Raw genomic sequence first — 19,656 nt, forward strand, 5'->3', positions numbered from 1 at the left:
TGGCCATCGGGGGACGCCGGCTGCTCCGGAGGGACCCTTTATACGCCTTCGCGGCCCGCTCCCCGGCCCCCGTTCCCCCGTGCGGTGGGGGGCCGTCCAGGTGTACGAATCCGCCGGTCCGGCCGGGTTGCTGCCAGGATGGGCGGGCAACGCACCGTACGAGAGAGGGAGAGTCCACATGACGGCGGATCAGGACGGCGACGCGGCGGTACGGATCAGCCCGGCCGACTGGGTGGCCCGGCAGGCCGAGCTGTACGAGTCCTCCGGCGGGACCAAGGGCACCACGCAGCTCGGCGTGCCGTGTCTGCTGATGGACTACGTCGGGCGGCGCAGCGGGGCCGTGCGGCGCACGGTGCTGATGTACGGGCGGGACGGCGAGGACTATCTGATCGTGGCGTCCAACGGCGGCTCGGACCGCCCTCCGCTCTGGTACCTGAACCTCCAGGCGAATCCCGAGGTCGAACTCCGGGTGGAGACCGAGCGGTTCGGGGCGATCGCCGAGACGTTGCCGGCCGCGGACAAGGCCCGGGTGTGGCCGCGTCTGGTCGAGCTCTTCCCGCGGTACGCGCAGTACCAGGCGGGCACCGACCGCGACATCCCCGTCGTGCGGCTCACAAGGCGCTGACCGGGAAGCGCGCGTCGGCGGGCATGGACGACGCCGCGTACGGGCGGATGGTGGCCTCGACCGAGTACCAGGCGCTCGCCGAGGGTTCCCGTGTCCGCCCGGGGTTGCGGAACCTGCCGCCGGCCGCGCGGGCGCTGGGGCTCGCGGCGAACATCACCATCCGGCATCTGATGCTGGAGCAGGAGCGGAAGGAGGCGCTGGGCATCCCGGAGGACATGGACCTTCGCCGCCGTTCCGGTGGGGTGGCCACGAGGCGGCTTCGGCCCGGTGAGGCGCCGCCAAGTGGCCGATGCCATTCACCGTGACGGCTGGTGATCCTTCCATCAACTCCCTTGCTTTATAGAGGAGTTGAAAGCACCACCGCGACACACCGGGATGTCGTTGTCATGCTCTATTCATCTCGATAATCTGTGCGGGCTCAACGGCCCTCGGCCCACCCCACCCGGGCCCGAAGGCCCTTTCTCTCCCCCACAGGGCCCCCACCGGGCACTTGAGACCCATAGAGCAGGGAGCACCCCCATGCCCCGACCCACCGCCGCGCGCACCAGAGGCCGCGCATCCGTTCTGGCGGCCCTCACCGTCACGGCCCTCGTCGCGACCGGCCACCCGGCCATCGCCGCCGCCTCCGCCGACCACGACTCCGCCGCAGCCTCCGCCGACTCCGCCGCCGCGTCGGCCGTCGCCTCCGACCCGATGAACCGGGCCTTCGCGCGGGCCGCCGAGGAGTTCGACGTACCGCGCGACCTGCTGGCCGCCATCGGCTACGGCGAGACGCATCTGGACGGACACGCCGGAGCGCCCAGCCAGGCGAACGGCTACGGCGTGATGCACCTGGTGAGCAACCCCGCCAACCGCTCGCTGGAGAGGGCCGCGGCGCTGACCGGCGAGCCTCTCTCGCGGCTGCGCCGGGACACCGAGGCCAACATCCGGGGCGGCGCGGCCGTGCTGCGCGCCCATGCCGACGCCCTGGGCCTCGACCGTGCCGAGCGCCGCGACCTCGACACCTGGTACCCGGCGGTCGCCCGGTACAGCGGGGCCCGGGACACCGCCGCCACCCTCTACGCCGACGCGGTCTACACGTTCCTGGCCGAGGGGCTGCGGACGACGGTGCCCGGCGGCGAGGAGGTCACGGTCACCTCCCGCCCGGTCGCCCCGCGCAAGGGCTCCCTGTCCCCGGCGGATGTGACCGCGCAGAGCCCGGACTACCCCTCGGCGCTCTGGGTGCCCGCCCACGCGAACAACTTCGCGTCCGGGCGGTCGGCGACGGTCGACAAGGTGGTCGTCCATGTCACCCAGGGTTCGTACGCGGGTTCCATCAGCTGGTTCCAGAACGCGACGTCCAAGGTCAGCTCCCACTACGTGATCCGCTCCTCGGACGGCCAGGTCACCCAGATGGTGCGCGACAGCGACACGGCGTACCACGCCAAGAGCGCCAACGCCTCGTCACTCGGCATCGAGCACGAGGGCTATATCGACGACCCGTCGTGGTTCACCAACTCGATGTACCGCTCCTCGGCCGCGCTGACCAGCTATCTGTGCGACCGGTACGGGATCCCGAAGGACCGGTCGCACATCATCGGCCACAGCGAGGCCCCCGGCAACGACCACACGGACCCGGGCGTCAACTGGAACTGGACCTACTACATGCAGCTCGTCGGCGGCTCCCCCGGCGGCGGCACCAGCGGCGACGGGCTGAACTTCCCCTCGTACACGACCCAGCAGCAGGGTTCGACGGGCGCGCAGGTCAAGGCCGTCCAGAACCTGCTGAAGGAGCAGGGGTACGAGCCGGGCACCGTGGACGGGAACTTCGGCCCCGCCACGAAGAGCGCCGTCCAGGCGTTCCAGGGCGCCCGGAAGCTCACCGCCGACGGCGCGGTCGGCCCGAGGACCTGGACCGCGCTGCTGTCGGCCGGGACCACTCCGACGCTCACCCGGGGCGGCTCCGGCGACGCCGTGAAGCGGCTCCAGCGGAGTCTGACGGCGGCGCTGGGCTCCACGCCGGGTATCGACGGGAGCTTCGGCCCCACCACCGACACGGCGGTGCGCGGCTACCAGACCGCCCGGAAGCTCACCGCCGACGGGAGCGTCGGGCCCGCCACCTGGGCGGCGCTGCAAGCGGGGCTCTGACCGGCACGGGCGTTCCGGGTGCCGGTCCGCCACCGGAACGCCCCGGCACCCGGAGAGGCCCCCGCACCCGCGGCGCGCGCGGACCGCGGTGCAGCCCCGGCAACACCGGCGCTCAGCCACCACCACGGTCCCGGCCCCGGCCTTCGCGGGCGAGGCGAGTCCCTGCTCGGCTCGTACATGGGCGACGCGGTCCCCCGCCGGGACGTCCCGCCCTGACGGGCGTTCCCGGCGGGTGCTCCTTGCGGGGGCGGGGGCGCGCGGGTGCCGTGGGGGCGGTTCCGCCGGAGTGTGAGGCGGGTGCGCCCGGACTGCCGCGGAAGCGACCTCCGTACGCCTGTCGCCCGTCTGCCGGGCCGGGCGATTCTGAGCGGGTCCGGCATACGTCGAACCAGCTCAGGGGGCGGTTCAGCATGGCTCGTACTCAGTCCATCTGCGGAGCACCGACGATGAAGGGGACCCGGTGCCGACGGCTGGCGATGCTGGGTGCCTCCCGGTGCGACCGCCACCGGGGCGACTGGTCGAAGTACACCGTCGAGCGCCGCAAGGCGATGGAGAAGCGGGCCAGGTCCCGCCGGGAGCGCAGGAAGTAGCGGGCAGGGCCGGGGGCCTGCGGGGACGAGGTCCTGGGGGACCGACGGGTACGGGCCGGGGCGGACCTGCGGGTACGGGCCGGGGCTGATCTGCGGGTACGGGGCCGGGAGACCTGCGGGTACGCCCCGGCCCTCCGCGGGTCCGGAGGGAAAGTACGTTTACCGGCCGTACGCCTGTCCGGGCCCCGCTACAGTGGCGCCCATGTTCCTCCTCCGTGCGTAGGACACCGCGCTGACCGCCCCCGCTTCGTGGGTGCGGTACTTCCGTGTCCCCGTACGTTTCGGCGCCCGGACCACGCGCCGCCTCTCCGAGGAACGTCCTCATGTCATCGTCTCCCCCTTCGTACGCCACCGTCCTGCGCACCCGTCACGCACCGAGCGCCTTCGGTGCGGCGCTGCTGGGGCGGCTCAGCTACGGAATGGTGCCCCTCGCGCTGCTGCTGGCGGTCAAGAACACCACCGGCTCCTATTCCGTGGCGGGGCTCGTGATGGCCCTGTTCGGCACCGCGAGCGTGCTGCTCTCGCCCGCCCGTGCCGCGCTCATCGACCGCTACGGTCCGCGCAGGGCGCTGCCCTGGATGGCCGGCGCGTACGCGTCGGTGCTGGTCCTGCTGGCCCAGGCCACCTGGCAGCCCGGCGCGTCCGGGCCGCGGCTGGGAGCGCTGGCGCTGGCCGCCGGGCTCTGCACGCCACCGCTCGGGCCCGTCATGCGCACCGTGTGGAGCCGCCTCGTACCGGATCGCGAGCTGCTGCGCCGCGCCTACAGCCTGGACGCCGTGGCGGAGGAACTGCTGCTCGTCGGCGGGCCGTTGCTGGTCGGGATGCTGGTCGAGTTCGCCACGCCCGCGGCGGGCGTGGCCATCAGCGCCGGGCTGGTGCTGACCGGGACGCTCGCGCTGGCGTACTGCCCGGCCGTCCGGGACATCGGCGCGCGCCCGCCCGGACCTGATTCCGCCGTCGTGCCGGGCGACGGCCGGACCCTCCTGGGCCGCGTGGGCGGGCTGCGGCACGCCGTGCTGATGATGGGCGGGGTGGGGCTGTGCCTCGGTGGGCTGGATCTGCTCGTGGTGGCGTTCACCGAGCAGCGCCACCAGGGCTCGGCGGTGGCCTGGGTGCTGGCAGCCCTCTCTGCGGGCAGCGCGGTCGGCGGCCTCGTCCACGGCGCCGTCCCGTGGCGCCTGTCCAACCGGGTGCGGCTGGGGGTGTTCAGCGGTGCGCTGGGGGCGGCGCTGATCGTAGCCGGGCTCTCGCCGAACGTTCCGGTGCTGGTGGGGATGGTCGCGGTGGCCGGGCTGTTCGTGGCCCCGGCCCTGACCACCGCCTATCTGCTCGCCGACGAGTCCGTCGGGAACGACAGCCGGACCCGGGCCGGTGCCTGGGTCAACACCGCGCTCAACGCGGGGATCTCGGTGGGCACGGCCGGGGCGGGGCTGCTGGTGGGCCGCCTGCCCCTGGCCGTGTGCTTCACCCTCTCGGCGGTCCCCGTCCTGATCGGTGCGACGGTTCTCGCCCGCCGGACTCAGGCCGGCAGGCCGGTGGAGGTGACCGGGTAGCCGATGTCCTCGATGTCCTCAGCGAGGTCCGCGGGCAGCCGCTCGGGGTTCAGCGCCACGACGACCTCGTCGGTCAGCGGGCGCAGTGCGAAGACATGGCGTACCGCGTCGAGGTCCACCGTCGTCTCGAAGTAGTCCTCGGCCCACTCCCGGTAGCTCTCCGGGCTTCCCGCGACGAGAAGTTGGAAGAGCCAGTCCGCGCCGTCGGATTCCTCGCCGTCCTCCGGGAAGTCGATGGCGCCCGCGTGCCACCGGTCGTCGCCGTGCTGCCTCCAGAGGCACGCGGTGACGACGGGCATACCGTGCTCGTCCGTGAACGAGGGCTCTTCGACGTACGGCCGGAAGACCGGCGGGACGTCGTCGAGCACGCCGGGCCAGGGCGCGTCGTCGACGTAGGGGCTCATCGGTGATTCGTGGTCGAACCCGCGGAGGTAGGCACCGGCGGGCGAGAGCACGAGGGAGTACTCGTTGCCCGACCCGTCCCGCATGGAGGCCATGGCCTCCGACGCGGACCACCGCGTGTCGTAGCTGTGCCACCGGTGGTCCCATTCCGGGCACAGGACGGCGTCCAGCATCGCCATCGAGCGGCAGAGGTCGGTGAGGACGGGTATGTCCGGCAGCCTGCGGGCCACGTCATGAACGCTCATGCGGCCATCCAACCGCACCGGTCCTCCCGCCCCGTCAGGCGGTACCCCCGGTTCCACTTCGACGGTCCGGGGCGGGTCCGGGGTCCTCGCGCGCCCGCGCCGGGTCCGGGGTCCTCACGCGTCCCCGGGCGGTGCGGCCCGCCAGGCCTCCCAGACGGCCGTCAGCTCGGCCTCCACCGCCGGGGCCACCGTGTCCAGCAGCCGCACCTGCGCTCCGGGGCCCGCCAGGTCCGTGCGGTAGGGGTGCGGCGTCGCCGCGGGGACGGTACCGAGGGCGGTGACGGAGCCGATGACGCGGTTCGGGCCGAGGAGACCGGGCAGTTCGCGGATCTCCGCGTCGCGCAGATCCAGGTCCTCGACCAGCAGCTCCCGGCCGTCGTACGTGGCGTGTGTCCGCGCGCGCAGGCTCCCGCCGCGTTCGCCGGTGCGGCCCAGCACCAGGGTCTCGCGCCACAGCATCCGGGCACCGGCGGCCAGGGTCACGTCCATGGCACGCTCCACGTCAGCCCCGGCCGAGATCACGAACGGGCGGGCGTCCCAGTGCAGTTCGCCGCCTTCCGCGATCTCGATCCGGGCCCGCCACGTCGACGTACCGCCGCGATGGTCGTACGCGACGAGGCCGGACGGTTCGACGAGGCGCAGCCTGGCCCCCGGGCCTACCGTGATGTGCAGCGCGAGGTCGTCGCCCGCCAGAAGACCGGCCCGGGTGCCGACGAGGGCGATGTGCAGGGCGTCCGGGTCCGGGAGGAGCGGGCGGGGGGCCAGGAAGGCACCGGGTGTGAGGTCCCGGGCGAGGTGGCGGCCCGTGTCGTCGCGCTCGACGGTGAGCACGGTCGGCTCGGCGGCGCCCCCCGTCCGGTGACTCACGGGTGGGCGTGGCTGTGCGGTGCCATCGGGCCCGGGTCGGTGGGGATGTGGGTGCCCGAGCGGTGACGGACCAGCAACGCGCGTACCCAGTCGGCCAGTTCGGCGACCGAGACCGGGTCCTTCTTGGACAGGGCCAGCACGGGGAGGCCGTCGCGGGCCGCCTCGGCGTCGGCGACCATGGCGGCCACGTCGACCTCCACGTACGGCGCGAGGTCGGTCTTGTTGATGATCAGGAGGTCCGCGCCGGTGATTCCGGGGCCGCCCTTGCGGGCCACGTCGCCGCCGCCCGCGACATCGATGCAGAAGAGCTGCGCGTCGGCCAGGGCGGGGCTGAAGGTGGCCGTCAGGTTGTCGCCGCCGCTCTCCACGAGGACCAGGTCGAGCGGCCCGTACGCCTCCTCCAGGTCCTCGACGGCGTCGAGGTTGGCGCTGACGTCGTCGCGGATCGCGGTGTGCGGGCACGCCCCGGTCTCGACGGCGCGGATGCGTTCGGTGGGCAGGACGCCCGCCGAGCGGAGGAAGCGGGCGTCCTCGTCGGTGTAGATGTCGTTGGTGACGACGGCCATGGACAGTTCCCCGGCGAGTTCGCGGCAGAGCGTGGCCAGGATGGAGCTCTTGCCGGTGCCGACCGGGCCGGCCACGCCGAGCCGCAGGGCGCGGGGCTGGTTCAGGGGCTCGTGGAAGTGGGGGTTGGTCCGGTCGTCGTGGTCGCCGGTGGGGGCGTGGGTCGGAGCGTGGGCGTGGGCGTGGTTGTCAGGCAAGGAAAAGTCTCCGTTCGCGTCGGTCGTGTTCGAGTGCCCACTGTTCGGTGAGCAGGGCCGTGGGGGCGGGCAGTTCACCCGGGGTCCGTACGGCGAGGGCGGCGGCCACCGCGGCGGCGGCGTCCGGCTCGGCGGCGAGGATCCAGGCGACCGAGTCGAGCGGGTCGCCGGGCAGCAGTTTGAGGGCGGCCGAGGTGATGGTCTGGAGTTCGTCGTAGACGACCGCCTGGGCCAGTTCGTCCTCGGACACCTTCATGACGGCGCCGAGTGCGCCGAGCGTGACGGGCCGCAGCGGGCGTGGCCGGACCGTGGACAGGGCGGTGACCGCCGGGTGGTCCGGGGCCAGCCGCCGCGCGAGGCGGTGCACCCCCCGGCCGAGCGTGGCGGACGCCGCACGCAGCGGTGCTACCGGGGTGCGGGCCGCGAGCGCGTGCTGTACGGGCCCGTAGTCCACCGGGGCCTGCCCGGCGGCGCGCAGGGCGAGGACGGCGGCGGCCGCCTCGGTGACCGCGGTGGTGTGCAGCCGGGCCCGCAGGAGTGCGGGGAGGCGGTCCCGGGTGAGCCCCGCGGCGACGGCCGGTTCGAGGCCCGCGCTGTAGGTGTACGCGCCGACCGGGAGACGTCCGTCGGCCAGCAGGAGCCGGGCGAGCGCACCCATCAGAACATGCTGTACCGCTGGGTCAGCGGCAGTTCGGCGGCGGGGGCGGGCTCGACGAGCTCCCCGTCGACGCGGATGGCGAAGGTCTCCGGGTCCACGTCGATGGCCGGGAGCGCCGTGTTGTTCGGCAGGTCCGCCTTGGTGAGGTGGCGGGTGGGGCGTACGGCGACCAGTTCCCGTTCCAGGCCCAGGCGTTCGGCGAGCCCGTCCTCCAGCGCGGCGGGGGCGACGAAGCTGACCGACAGATGGGGGGCGGCGCCGGCCGCCGCGGTGGCGCGGAGCAGCACCGGCTGGGTGGTGGGGATGGCCGCGTTGGCGTCGCCGAGGGGGGCGTACACCACCATGCCGCCCTTGATCACGGCCGCCGGGCGGATGCCGAAGAAGGCGGGGTCCCAGAGCACGAGGTCGGCGAGCTTGCCCGGTTCGACGGAGCCGACGACATGGTCGATGCCGTGGGCGACGGCGGGGCAGATCGTGTACTTGGCGACGTAGCGGCGGGCGCGCTCGTTGTCGGCGGGGAGTGCGGAGCCCCGGTCGCCGAAGCGCTGCTTCATCACGTGGGCGACCTGCCAGGTGCGGCAGACGACTTCACCGATGCGACCCATGGCCTGGGCGTCGGAGGAGGTGATGGAGAGGGCGCCGATGTCGTGCAGGACGTCCTCGGCGGCGATGGTGGTGGCGCGGATGCGGGACTCGGCGAAGGCCAGGTCCTCGGGGACGCGCGGGTTGAGGTGGTGGCAGACCATCAGCATGTCGAGGTGTTCGGCGACGGTGTTGACGGTGTGCGGGAGCGTCGGATTGGTGGACGCGGGCAGCACGTTGGGGTGCGACGCGACGGTGATGATGTCGGGTGCGTGGCCGCCTCCCGCGCCCTCGGCGTGGAAGACGTGGATGCCGCGTCCCGCGATAGCGTCGAGGGTTCCCTCGACGTAGCCGACCTCGTTGAGGCTGTCGGCGTGCAGGGCGACCTGGAGGCCGTAGGCGTCGGCCGCCTTCAGCGCGGCGTCGATCGCGGCGGGGGTGGCGCCCCAGTCCTCGTGGACCTTGTAGCCTCCGGCGCCACCGAGGGCGGCCTCGCGCAGGGCGTCCTCGCCGACGGTGGAACCCTTGCCGAACAGCATGATGTTGAGCGGGACGCGGTCCAGGGACCGGTGCATCATCGCGAGGTTCCACGCGCCGGGGGTGACGGTGGTGGCCTTGGACGCCTCGGTGGCTCCGGTGCCGCCGCCGATCACGGTGGTGGTGCCGGTGGCGAGGGCCTCGTGGAGGGTTTCCGGCATCAGGAAGTGGACGTGGGTGTCGACGGCTCCGGCGGTGAGGATGCGCCCCTCGCCGGAGACCACGTCGGTGCCGGGGCCGATGACCAGGTCGGGGTGGACGCCGTCGCTGATGTCGGGGTTGCCCGAGCGGCCCAGGGCGACGATCCGGCCGGCCCGGACGCCGATGTCGGTCTTGACGATGCCCCAGTGGTCGAGGACGACGACGTTGGTGATGACGAGGTCGAGGGCGCCGTCGGCGCGTGAGGTGGTGGCCTGGGCCATCGACTCGCGGATGGACTTGCCGCCGCCGAACACGGCCTCGTCGCCGCCGAAGCAGCGGTCCTCCTCCACCTCGATCCACAGATCGGTGTCGGCGAGCCGGACGCGGTCCCCGGTGGTGGGTCCGTAGAGCGCCGCGTAGGCGGCGCGGGTCATCTGTGCCATGTCACACGGTCTCCGTCTGTACGGTTCGGGTGCCGGGGACGCGGGTGCCGGGCACCACGATGCCGGGCACGTGCCGGCGTCCGCCGAGTTCGACGAGGGTGACGTCGGCGCCGACCCCGGGTTCGAAACGCAGCGATGTACCTGACGGAATGTCGAGGCGGAATCCCTCGGCCGTACCGCGGTCGAAGGAAAGCGCCGGATTCGCGTCGGAGAAATGCAGGTGCGAGCCGACCTGAATGGGCCGGTCGCCGTCATTTACTACGGTGAGCTGCAATTTGGTAAGCGTGTCGTTGATTTTCAGTACGCCGGATCCGGTCCGGATCTCACCGGGGATCACGGGATCGGCGAGGTGATCGTGACGAGCTTGCGCCCGTCGGGGAAGGTCGCCTCGACCTGAACGTCGTGCAGCATCTCGGGGACGCCTTCGAGCACGTCGGCGCGGGTCAGGACGGTGCGGCCCGCGGTCATGAGGTCGCTGACGAGGGCGCCCTCGCGGGCGCGTTCCATGGCCCAGCAGGCGAGCAGGGCGACGGCCTCGGGGTAGTTGAGGCGGACGCCGCGCTCACGCCGGTCCCGGGCGACCATTCCGGCGACGCTCAGCAGCAATTTCTCCGTGTCGGACGGAGTAAGAAACATGGGAAACCTCCATGGCGGCAGTCCCCGGAATTCCCGGAATCGCCTCGACCACGTTCCTCTTATAAGCCTCCGAGTAGGCCCGTGGCAACTCGCTCCACACCGCAAAAAGTCCCTTTCTGGGGTTATCGACCGCCATATACGGGCAAAGTAGACAAATTTCGATCTTCAAGAAAACGTAAAGAGAGGTGGTCCCGCAGCCCCCGCCGGGGCTGCGGAACCACCTCAAATGGTTCTCTCAGCAGGTCACTTCAGGCCGAACGCCTTGATGATCTCCTGGTCGACGGCCAGACCGCCGGGGCCCTCGGCGCGCACCTTGAGCGAAACCGAGTCGGCACCCTTCCTGGGCGTCCTGAACTTCGCGGTCCACGTGCCCGACGAGCCCTTGCGCAGCTCTGCCGCGCTCCATGACTTGCCCTCGTCATAGCTGACGGACAGCGTGGCCTTCGTCGCCTTCACCGCGCCGTCCAGCCACGCCTGGGTGCCGGCCTCCAGACCGACCTCGGTCCACTTGCCGGCCTTGACGTCACCGGCCAGGTCGGTGTCCACGGCGTAGTCCAGCTGAAGGAGCGGGATGTCGGCCTGATCCGGGCCGTTCCCGTCCAGGGCGCCCGAGACGAAGTTCCACTCGGTGTGCGTACGGATCGAGGTCTTCCAGGTCCCGGCGTCCCGGACGGAGTCGATGACCAGGCGGTACGGCAGCTTCTCCGCCGACAGGTCCCAGGCGTATCCGGCCCGGCCCGGTCCCTTCTTGATCAACGTGTCGCCCTGGTAGAAGCCGTACGAGGTGGTGTCGTACTCGTCCTCCGGCATCGAGCCGGAGTGACCCTCGCCCGAGTCGGTCCACGGCGTGATGTTGAACTGGATGTCGTTGTACGCGGTGCGGAACGGACCCCAGTAGCCGGTGCCGAGACGGGGGCCGGTCACCGGTGCGAACCAGTCGTCGCGATAGGTCCGGCCGGCCTTGTAGTCCAGGTCCGTGCTGCGCATCTCGTGCGCCGTACCGGAGGTGTCGGCGTTGAGCACCGAGTGGTTCTCGTACCAGAAGGAGTCGCCCGGCAGCGGGGTGACCCACTCGGTGCGGGTGCCCGGGAACTTCTCGTACTCCTCGAAGCCGAGGCCGGGGCCGTATTCCGGGATGTCGTAGCGGTATCCGGCGCCCAGCGCCGTCCGGTGGCCGTAGAAGGTGTTCTCCACCTTCGCCAGCTGACGGGCCGACGGGGCGAAGGCCAGCGAGCGGTCGGGGATCGCGCCGTCGTGGCGGTCGACCAGGTCGTAGACGTAGCTCGCGAACTTCTTCTGGTCGACGGAGAGCTTCTTGCCGCGCTGCGCCGCCTTGATCAGCGTCCCGCCCGCGGTCTTCCGCACCGAGGCGACCGGGATGGTGGTCTGCTCGCCGTACGGGACGTAGGACTCCATCGCGACCCCACGGCCGTCGTTGACGACGAAGAGCGCCTTGGCGCCCGCCGCCAGCGCGCCCGCCAGCCGCTCGGCGGGGGTGACCGCGTCGCTGCGGTTGACCACGACGGCCTTGCCCTTGGCGTTCACGCCCCGGTAGTCGGCCGCGGCGCCGTTGCCGGCGAAGACACCGGTCAGCTTCTGCTCGCTGTCCTCGGCGACGACGGAGCCGCCCTGCACGAAGGCCGGGACGTCATGGCCGTCGGCCGTCAGGTCGATCAGCTCCTCGCCCTGGCGCCAGCGCGTCAGGAAGCTGAAGCCGCCCTGGGTGACCTTCTTGGTCGGGCTCGCCCACAACTGGTCGTAGATCAGCGGGATCTGGTACGCGTCGCGCTGGACGGTGCCGTCCGGGGCGGTGCGTGCCATGTCATATCGCAGCTGGCGGGTCTCGGTCTCCTTCGGCGTCCGCACGCTGACCTTGTGGGCCTTCGAGGCGTCGAGGGTGACGGTGGTGGCCTTGTCCAGGATCGTCTCGGGGGCCGCGAGGAACGCGATGCCCTTCGAGTCGGCCCGGTCGCCGTCGATCTCCGCGGCGGTCCAGGCCGTGTAGTTGCCCGGGGGCAGCCGCAGTGTCGTGTCACCGGAGACATTGACGACGCCCAGCTGCGGGTCGCCGAGCGCGGCGAAGACGACCTGTCCGTCCATCGGCCTGCCCGCGCGGTCGCGGAGCTTCAGGGTCAGGTCGTAGAGCTCCTGCTCCTTATTCAGCGCGAAGCCGGTGTGCGCGACGACCGTGCCCGCCGCGTCCTTGGCGAGGACCTGGCCGGAGAACTGGGTGTTGTTCGCGACCTCGGAGGGGTCCAGCGACAGCACGGCCTCGGCGGTGGAGCCCGCCGGGACGGTCAGCGTGGAGGTGGAGAGGGTGTACGCGGCCGCGTCCGTGTCGGTGGCCAGGCTGAGCGTGACGTCCTTGTCACCCGTGTTGCGGTAGGTGATGGTCCGCTCGGTGACCGGGTCGGAGGGGCTGTGCGGCCAGTTGTACGAGGCGACCTCGACGGAGCCGGTGGCCTCGATCGTCGTGTCGATCGCCGCCTTCACATCCAGCCGGCCGGTGCCCTGCTCGTACGGGGTGTAGTCGGGCAGCGCCTTGGACGAGCTCATCAGCGCGTCCTTGATGCGCTGGCCGGACCAGTCGGGGTGACGCTGCTTCAGGATCGCCGCGGCGCCCGCGACATGCGGGGTGGCCATCGACGTACCGGACATCGACTGGTACATGCCCTCGATGCCGGGGACCGACTGCGAGGCCGCCGCGTTGATGTCGACGCCGGGGGCGGACAGGTCGGGCTTGAGACCGTGGCTGTTGACCAGCGGGCCCATGGAGGAGAAGTCCGCCCGGTTGTCCTGCTTGTCGACGGCCGCGATGGTGAGGGCCTTCTGCGCCGAGCCGGGCGAGCCGATGGTGCCCGCGCCGTACGCGTTGCCCGCGGCGATCACGAACAGCGGGCCGCCGTCGGCCGACAGGGCGTCGACGGCCTGCGACATCGGGTCGGAGCCGTCGTCCGGCACCGGGGAGCCGAGGCTCATGGAGACGACGTCGGCGCCTTCCGCCTTCGCCCACTCCATGGCTTCGATGATGCCGGAGTCGGCGCCGGATCCCTCGTCGCTGAGGACCTTGCCGACGAGGAGGTCCGCGGCCGGCGCGACGCCCTTGTTGACGCCCTGGGACGCGGCACCCGAACCGGCGATGGTGGAGGCGACATGCGTACCGTGACCGTTCTTGTCGTCGACCTCCTCGCCGGGCACGAAGCTCCGGGACTCCAGTATCCGGTCCTTGACGTCCGGGTGGTCGGCGTCGATCCCGGTGTCCAGGACGGCGACCTTGGAGCCCTTGCCGTCGAAGCCCGCGGCCCACGCCTGCGGGGCGTTGACCTGCGGCACCGACTCCTTGAGCAGGGCCTCGGAGCGGCCGTCGAGCCACAGCTTCGCGATGCCGTTGGCCAGCGAACGCGCCTTGTCCGTACGGGCGATGTCGCTCCAGAAGGCGCGGGCGTCGTCCTTGTCGGCCTTCAGCGCCGCGCCGTGGATGGAGTCGAGCGTCCGGACCTTCTCGGCTCCGCGCGGGGCCGCGGGCAGCGCCCTGGCCCTGCTCGCCGGATAGGTGGCGATCAGCGGAATGCCGCCGGTGGCCGCGTCGTCGTACCCCATCCGCACCAGGGCCGGGACATTGAACAGCCGCCGGTCGAGCTTCCCGGCCGCGAGCAGCGCGGTGGCCTCGTCGGGCAGCACGAAGAGGTCGTCGCCCGCCTGCTGGACGTGGACGCCACCGCTCGCGCCGTCGGGGCGGTCCACGGTGACGGTGTCCTGGTTGCCGGGGCCGTCCACGTAGTGCACCACGTCCCCGGTGATCAGGGTGATGTCGTGGCTCTGGACCCGGGCCTCGTGGCGGCTCTCGGCGGAGCGCGGTCCGGGGGCGGCGGTGGCGGAGCCCGCGGCGGGGAGCATGGCGCCGCTCACGAGTGCGACGGAGGTCGCTATGAGCAGCGCCCTGCGTCCTGTACGGGCGGGTCTCGCCCGGCCGGAAACGGAGGAGGGGGAAAATGTCATGCAGCTGATCTACCGGTAAATGCGCAACTACGGTTCGGTTCCTGGCTGGCAGGAATGCGCCGTGGCGGTAATCCGCCCGGCGGCGAACGGCGCGGCGGGGCCGGTTCGGGCCGGGGACGGGGCCTGAGTAAGGGCCGGAGACGAGGCGTAGTCGGGGCCTGAGTCAGGACCGGCTTTCTCGGCTTCAGGCCACCGAGGCGAGCGGGGAGCCGCCTTCGTGGTGGATCGGGGTGTGGGCGCCGGTGAGCGGTACGCCGCTGCCGCCGCGCCGGACGGCGACGATCTCGGCGGCGATCGACAGGGCCGTCTCCTCCGGCGTACGGGCACCGAGGTCGAGGCCGATCGGCGAGTGCAGCGCGGCCAGTTCGCGCTCGGTGACACCGGCCTCGCGGAGCCGTTCGTTGCGTTCCAGGTGGGTGCGGCGCGAGCCCATCGCGCCGACGTAGGCCACCGGAAGCTTCAACGCGGCGGTCAGCAGGGGGACATCGAACTTGGCGTCGTGCGTGAGGACACAGAGCGCCGTGCGCGCGTCCACCGTGGTGGCGGCGAGGTAGCGGTGCGGCCAGTCGACCACGATCTCGTCGGCGTCCGGGAAACGGGCCCGGGTCGCGAAGACCGGCCGGGCGTCGCAGACGGTGACCCGGTAGCCGAGGAAGGAACCGGCCCGCACGAGGGCGGCGGCGAAGTCGATGGCCCCGAACACGATCATGCGGGGCGGCGGAACGCTCGATTCTACGAGCAGTTGGACGGGCCGGCCGCAGCGGGAGCCCTCCGCGCCGATGGTGAGCGGGCCGGTGCGGCCCGCGTCCAGCATCGCGCGGGTCTCGGCCGCCGCCGTGCGGTCCAGCGCGCGATGGCCACCGAGCCCGCCCTCGTACGACCCGTCGGGGTGGACGAGGAGCGGGCGGCCGAGGAGTTCGGCGGGGCCGTCGGTGATCCGGGCGATCGCTGCCGCCGCCCCCTCCGCGGCGGCCGCGATCGCCGCCGCGAACACCGGGCGTGCGGGGTCGTCCGCACGCACCGGTGTGACCAGGATGTCGATGACGCCGCCGCAGGTCAGACCGACCGCGAAGGCGTCGTCGTCGCTGTAGCCGAACCGCTCCCGGACGGTTGTGCCGTCTTCGAGGGCCTGTTGGCACAGCTCGTACACCGCGCCCTCCACACATCCGCCGGAGACCGACCCGATGGCCGTGCCGTCGCGGTCGACGGCGAGCGCGGCTCCCGGCTGCCGGGGCGCGCTGCCGCCGACCGCCACCACGGTGGCGACAGCGAACTCGCGTCCCTGCCCGACCCACCGGTGCAGCTCTTCGGCGATGTCCAGCATGTCGTGTCTCCTTGGGCGGTGTGGGGAGGGGCGGGCGTCAGTGGACGCCCAGCCAGCTCTCGATCGGATTGAGCGCGAAGTACACGATGAAGATCACCGTCAGGCCCCACATGAAGGCCCCGACCTCGCGGGCCCGGCCCTGGGCGAGCTTGATGGCGGCGTACGAGATGACACCCGCGGCGACACCGGTGGTGATGGTGTACGTGAAGGGCATCAGGACCACGGTGAGGAAGACCGGGATGGCTACGGAACGGTCGCCCCAGTCCACGTGCCGGGCGTTCTGCATCATCATGGCGCCGATGACGACGAGGGCGGCCGAGGCCACCTCGGTCGGCACGATCGCGGTGAGCGGGGTGAAGAACAGACAGGCGGCGAAGAAGAGTCCGGTGATGACGGAGGCGAACCCGGTCCGGGCTCCCTCGCCGACACCGGTGGCCGACTCGACGAACACGGTCTGGCCGGAGCCTCCGGCGACTCCGCCGATGGCACCGCCCGCACCGTCGATGAACAGCGCCTTGGACAGGCCCGGCATGCGGCCCTTGTCGTCGGCGAGCTTGGCCTCCGTACCGACACCGATGATGGTGGCCATGGCGTCGAAGAAGCCCGCCAGCACCAGGGTGAAGACGATCATTCCGACGGTCATCACTCCGACGTCGCCCCAGCCGCCGAACTCCACATGCCCGAAGAGCGAGAAGTCGGGTGCGGAGACCGCGCTGCCGTTGAGCTCCGGCGGGCCGCTGCTCCAGGACTTGGCGTCGACGTCGGCGATCGCGTTGACGGCGACGGCGATCACGGTGCCGACGACGATGCCGATCAGGATCGCCCCGGGGATGTTGCGGGCCTGCAGCATGAAGATCAGCAACAGGGTCACGCAGAAGATCAGGACGGGCCAGCCGGAGAGTTCACCGGCGGGACCGAGCGACACCAGGGTCGCCTTGCCCTGGTGGACGAAGCCGGCCTTGTAGAGGCCGATGAGGGCGATGAAGAGCCCGATCCCCATGGTGATGCCGTGCTTGAGCGCGAGCGGGATCGCGTTCATGATCATTTCGCGCAGGCCGGTGACCACCAGGAGGCAGATCACCACACCGTAGATCACACACATGCCCATGGCCTGCGGCCAGGTCATATTGGGTGCGACCTGCGAGGACAGCACGCCGGAGACGCTGAGTCCGGCGGCGAGCGCCAACGGGACCTTGCCGACGAAACCCATCAGGAGGGTGGTCGCGGCTGCCGCGAGGGCGGTCGCGGTGATCAGTCCGGGCTGGCTGAGGAGGTTGCCGTCCACGTCCTTGCCGCCGAGGATCAGCGGGTTGAGCAGGAGGATGTACGCCATGGCCATGAAGGTCGTGACGCCGCCGCTCACCTCGCGCGCGACCGTGGATCCTCGTTCGGATATGTGGAAGTACCGGTCGAGCCAAGATCTTCCGGCGGGGACGCGCGAGCCGGAGCCCGCGTCCTCCGCACCGGTCTTCGGCTCCACTGACTGCTGGGTCATGATGCCTGACTCCCAAGGTTCACAGGGGCACCCGCGTGGAGAGAACTGATTGCGGGATTTGGGATGACTGCGCTGGGCGGCACGACCCGGGGGACGGCCCGAGGCGAACTGTTCATGCAGGTACGGATGTACTGAGGCAGTGCGAAGGACCGCGAGCGGTGCGGTACTCGGTGTCTCCGGGCGGTGCCGTACGTGGGGCGGTGTGACGTTCACGGCACGTCGCACCGCCCGGAGAGTTCAGGAGGGAGCGGCTCAGGTGCCGGTGAGGTGCTCGGGGCGCACCGGTGTCCTGTTGAGCTCCAGACCCGTCGCGTTCCGGATCGCCGCGAGGACGGCCGGGGTGGACGAGAGGGTCGGGGCCTCGCCGACGCCACGGAGCCCGTACGGGGCGTGTTCGTCGGCCAGTTCGAGCACGTCGACCGGGATGGCCGGGGTGTCGAGGATGGTGGGCAGCAGGTAGTCCGTGAAGGACGGGTTGCGCACCTTCGCGGTCTTCGGGTCGACGATGATCTCCTCCATGATGGCAACGCCCATGCCCTGGAGGGAGCCGCCCTGGATCTGGCCGACCACGGAGAGCGGGTTGAGGGCCTTGCCGACGTCCTGGGCACAGGCCAGTTCGATGACCTTGACCAGGCCCAGTTCCGTGTCGACCTCGACGACGGCGCGGTGTGCGGCGAAGGAGTACTGGACGTGGCCGTTGCCCTGGCCGGTACGCAGGTCGAACGCCTCGGTGGGCCGGTGACGCCACTCCAGCTCGACGTCGATCGCATCCTCCTGGAGCACATCGGCCACATCGGCGAGCACCTCGCCGCCGTCGGTGACGACCTTGCCGTCCTCCAGGAGCAGTTCGGCGGTGGCCCAGGCCGGGTGGTACGTACCGAACCTGCGCCGTCCGAGCTCCAGGACCTGTTCGCGTACGGCCTCGCAGGAGTTCTTCACGGCGCCGCCGGTGACGTAGGTCTGGCGGGAGGCGGAGGTGGAGCCGGCCGAGCCGACCTGGGTGTCGGCCGGGTGGATGGTGACCTGGCTGACGCCGAGTTCGGTACGGGCGATCTGGGCGTGCACGGTGACGCCGCCCTGGCCGACCTCGGCCATCGCGGTGTGCACGGTGGCGACCGGTTCGCCGTTGATGACCTCCATCCGGACCCGTGCGGTGGAGTAGTCGTCGAAGCCCTCGGAGAAGCCGACGTTCTTCAGGCCCACCGCGTAGCCGACGCCGCGGACGACGCCTTCGCCGTGCGTGGTGTTGGAGAGCCCCCCGGGCAGGTCGCGGACGTCGACGGAGCTGCCCGCCGCGTCGACGGACAGCCACTGCCGCTCGGGCGGCAGCGGCCGGGACTTGACCCGGCGCAGGAGTTCGGCGACCGGGGCGGGCGAGTCGCAGGGCTGGCCGGTCGGCAGCAGGGTGCCCTGCTCCATGGCGTTGCGCTGCCGGAACTCGACCGGGTCCAGGCCCAGTTCGGCCGCCAGCTTGTCCATCTGCGCCTCGTACGCGAAGCACGCCTGGACCGCGCCGAAGCCGCGCATGGCCCCGCAGGGCGGGTTGTTGGTGTAGAGCGCGATCGCCTCGATGTCGACGTCCTCGACGGCGTACGGGCCGACCGCGAGCGAGGAGGCGTTGCCGACGACCGCCGGGGAGGCCGACGCGTAGGCGCCGCCGTCCAGGACGATCCTGCACTTCATGTGCGTGAGCTTGCCGTCCTTGGTGGCGCCGTGCTCGTAGTGGAGCTTCGCCGGGTGCCGGTGGACGTGCCCGAAGAAGGACTCGAACCGGTTGTAGACGATCTTGACGGGCTTGCCGGTGCGCAGCGCCAGCAGACAGGCGTGGATCTGCATCGACAGGTCCTCCCGGCCGCCGAAGGCACCGCCGACGCCGGAGAGCGTCATACGGACCTTGTCCTCGGGCAGACCGAGGACGGGGGCGATCTGCCGGAGGTCGGAGTGCAGCCACTGGGTGGCGACGTACAGTTCGACGCCGCCGTCCTCGGAGGGCACGGCGAGCCCGGACTCCGGGCCGAGGAACGCCTGGTCCTGCATGCCGAAGGTGTAGTCGCCGGTGACGATGACGTCGGCCCGCGCGGCGGCCGCGTCGGCGTCGCCGCGGATGATCGGCTGACGGTGCACGATGTTGGGGTGCGGCACATGGCCGATGTGGTGGTCGTCGCGGCCCTCGTGGATCAGGATCGCGCCGGGTGCGGTCGCGGACGCCTCGTCCGTGATGACCGGCAGTTCGACGTAGTCGATCTTGATCTTGGCGGCGGCGCGGCGGGCGGTCTCCGGGTGGTCGGCGGCGACCAGCGCCACCGGCTCCCCGTGGTGGCGGACCCTGCCGTGCGCCAGAACCGGGGTGTCCTGGATCTCCAGGCCGTAGTTCTTCATCGCGGCGGGCAGGTCGTCGTAGGTCAGCACGGCGTGGACACCGGGCGTCGCGACGGCTTCGCCGATGTCGATGGACCTGATCTCGGCGTGCGCGACGGTGGAGCGGAGCGTGTGGCCCCACAGCATGTCCTCGTGCCACATGTCGGAGGAGTACGCGAACTCTCCGGTGACCTTCAGGATGCCGTCGGGGCGCAGTGTGGACTCACCGATGCCGCCCTTGGTGGGCGAACCCTGGGTGATCTTGGTGGGCGTGCCGGCCGGGACGGTGGCGACTCGTGGATGCAGCGCCATG

Annotated in this window: 15 protein-coding genes and 1 pseudogene; 5 read left to right on the forward strand and 11 right to left on the reverse strand. The window is 71.6% G+C overall.

Going from position 1 to position 19,656, the window contains the following annotated elements; translation table 11 throughout:
• Positions 1–178 precede the first annotated feature (178 nt).
• The 5 genes and pseudogenes from OG413_RS34905 (at position 179) to OG413_RS34925 (ending at position 4,895) form a co-directional block, all read left to right on the forward strand.
• Entirely contained in the window at positions 179–625 is a 447-nt protein-coding gene (locus OG413_RS34905; protein ID WP_266812553.1) for a nitroreductase family deazaflavin-dependent oxidoreductase, read from the forward strand.
• A pseudogene (locus OG413_RS34910) lies at positions 610–940 on the forward strand (nitroreductase); the annotation flags it as partial. The gene OG413_RS34905 and the pseudogene OG413_RS34910, both read left to right, overlap by 16 nt.
• A 204-nt stretch (positions 941–1,144) precedes the next feature.
• On the forward strand, positions 1,145–2,752 hold the full coding sequence (locus tag OG413_RS34915; protein WP_266812555.1) for a peptidoglycan-binding protein: 1,608 nt from the start codon (positions 1,145–1,147) through the stop codon (positions 2,750–2,752).
• Positions 2,753–3,198: 446 nt separating this feature from the next.
• On the forward strand, positions 3,199–3,342 hold the full coding sequence (locus tag OG413_RS34920; RefSeq protein WP_266812557.1) for a hypothetical protein: 144 nt from the start codon (positions 3,199–3,201) through the stop codon (positions 3,340–3,342).
• Between the two features lie 323 nt (positions 3,343–3,665).
• A complete protein-coding gene (locus tag OG413_RS34925; RefSeq protein ID WP_266812559.1) occupies positions 3,666–4,895 on the forward strand; it encodes an MFS transporter in 1,230 nt (409 codons plus the stop codon).
• Here the strand turns inward: OG413_RS34925 and OG413_RS34930 are convergent.
• The 11 genes from OG413_RS34930 to OG413_RS34980 all read right to left on the reverse strand — a co-directional run bounded on the left by OG413_RS34930 (position 4,862) and on the right by OG413_RS34980 (position 19,655).
• Entirely contained in the window at positions 4,862–5,542 is a 681-nt protein-coding gene (locus OG413_RS34930) for a hypothetical protein (protein ID WP_266812561.1), read from the reverse strand. The two genes, OG413_RS34925 and OG413_RS34930, sit on opposite strands and share 34 nt — an antisense overlap.
• 114 nt (positions 5,543–5,656) lie before the next feature.
• A complete protein-coding gene (locus tag OG413_RS34935; protein WP_266812562.1) occupies positions 5,657–6,409 on the reverse strand; it encodes an urease accessory protein UreD in 753 nt (250 codons plus the stop codon).
• The gene (gene ureG / locus OG413_RS34940) at positions 6,406–7,080 is read right to left on the reverse strand and encodes an urease accessory protein UreG (protein WP_266813276.1); all 675 of its coding nucleotides are present in this window, start codon (positions 7,078–7,080) and stop codon (positions 6,406–6,408) included. The genes OG413_RS34935 and ureG overlap by 4 nt, the downstream gene beginning before the upstream one ends.
• A gap of 82 nt (positions 7,081–7,162) precedes the next feature.
• The gene (locus OG413_RS34945) at positions 7,163–7,828 is read right to left on the reverse strand and encodes an urease accessory protein UreF (RefSeq protein ID WP_266812564.1); all 666 of its coding nucleotides are present in this window, start codon (positions 7,826–7,828) and stop codon (positions 7,163–7,165) included.
• A complete protein-coding gene (locus OG413_RS34950; protein ID WP_266812566.1) occupies positions 7,828–9,531 on the reverse strand; it encodes an urease subunit alpha in 1,704 nt (567 codons plus the stop codon). Before OG413_RS34950 ends, OG413_RS34945 begins: the two co-directional genes overlap by 1 nt.
• 1 nt (position 9,532) lies before the next feature.
• Complete coding sequence (gene ureB / locus OG413_RS34955; protein ID WP_266812568.1) at positions 9,533–9,868, reverse strand: urease subunit beta; 336 nt, start codon at positions 9,866–9,868, stop codon at positions 9,533–9,535.
• Entirely contained in the window at positions 9,865–10,167 is a 303-nt protein-coding gene (locus OG413_RS34960; protein ID WP_266812570.1) for an urease subunit gamma, read from the reverse strand. The genes ureB and OG413_RS34960 overlap by 4 nt, the downstream gene beginning before the upstream one ends.
• A 243-nt stretch (positions 10,168–10,410) precedes the next feature.
• The gene (locus OG413_RS34965; RefSeq protein ID WP_266813278.1) at positions 10,411–14,064 is read right to left on the reverse strand and encodes a S8 family serine peptidase; all 3,654 of its coding nucleotides are present in this window, start codon (positions 14,062–14,064) and stop codon (positions 10,411–10,413) included.
• A 286-nt stretch (positions 14,065–14,350) separates the two neighbouring features.
• Positions 14,351–15,490: an XdhC/CoxI family protein gene (locus tag OG413_RS34970; protein ID WP_266812571.1), complete on the reverse strand. Its 1,140-nt coding sequence runs from the start codon at positions 15,488–15,490 to the stop codon at positions 14,351–14,353.
• A 37-nt stretch (positions 15,491–15,527) separates the two neighbouring features.
• Positions 15,528–16,985: an NCS2 family permease gene (locus tag OG413_RS34975; protein ID WP_266812572.1), complete on the reverse strand. Its 1,458-nt coding sequence runs from the start codon at positions 16,983–16,985 to the stop codon at positions 15,528–15,530.
• 252 nt (positions 16,986–17,237) lie between these two features.
• Positions 17,238–19,655: a xanthine dehydrogenase family protein molybdopterin-binding subunit gene (locus OG413_RS34980; protein ID WP_266812573.1), complete on the reverse strand. Its 2,418-nt coding sequence runs from the start codon at positions 19,653–19,655 to the stop codon at positions 17,238–17,240.
• Between the last annotated feature and the right edge of the window lies 1 nt (position 19,656).

Source organism: Streptomyces sp. NBC_01433, from assembly GCF_026340105.1.
GTDB lineage: Bacteria > Actinomycetota > Actinomycetes > Streptomycetales > Streptomycetaceae > Streptomyces.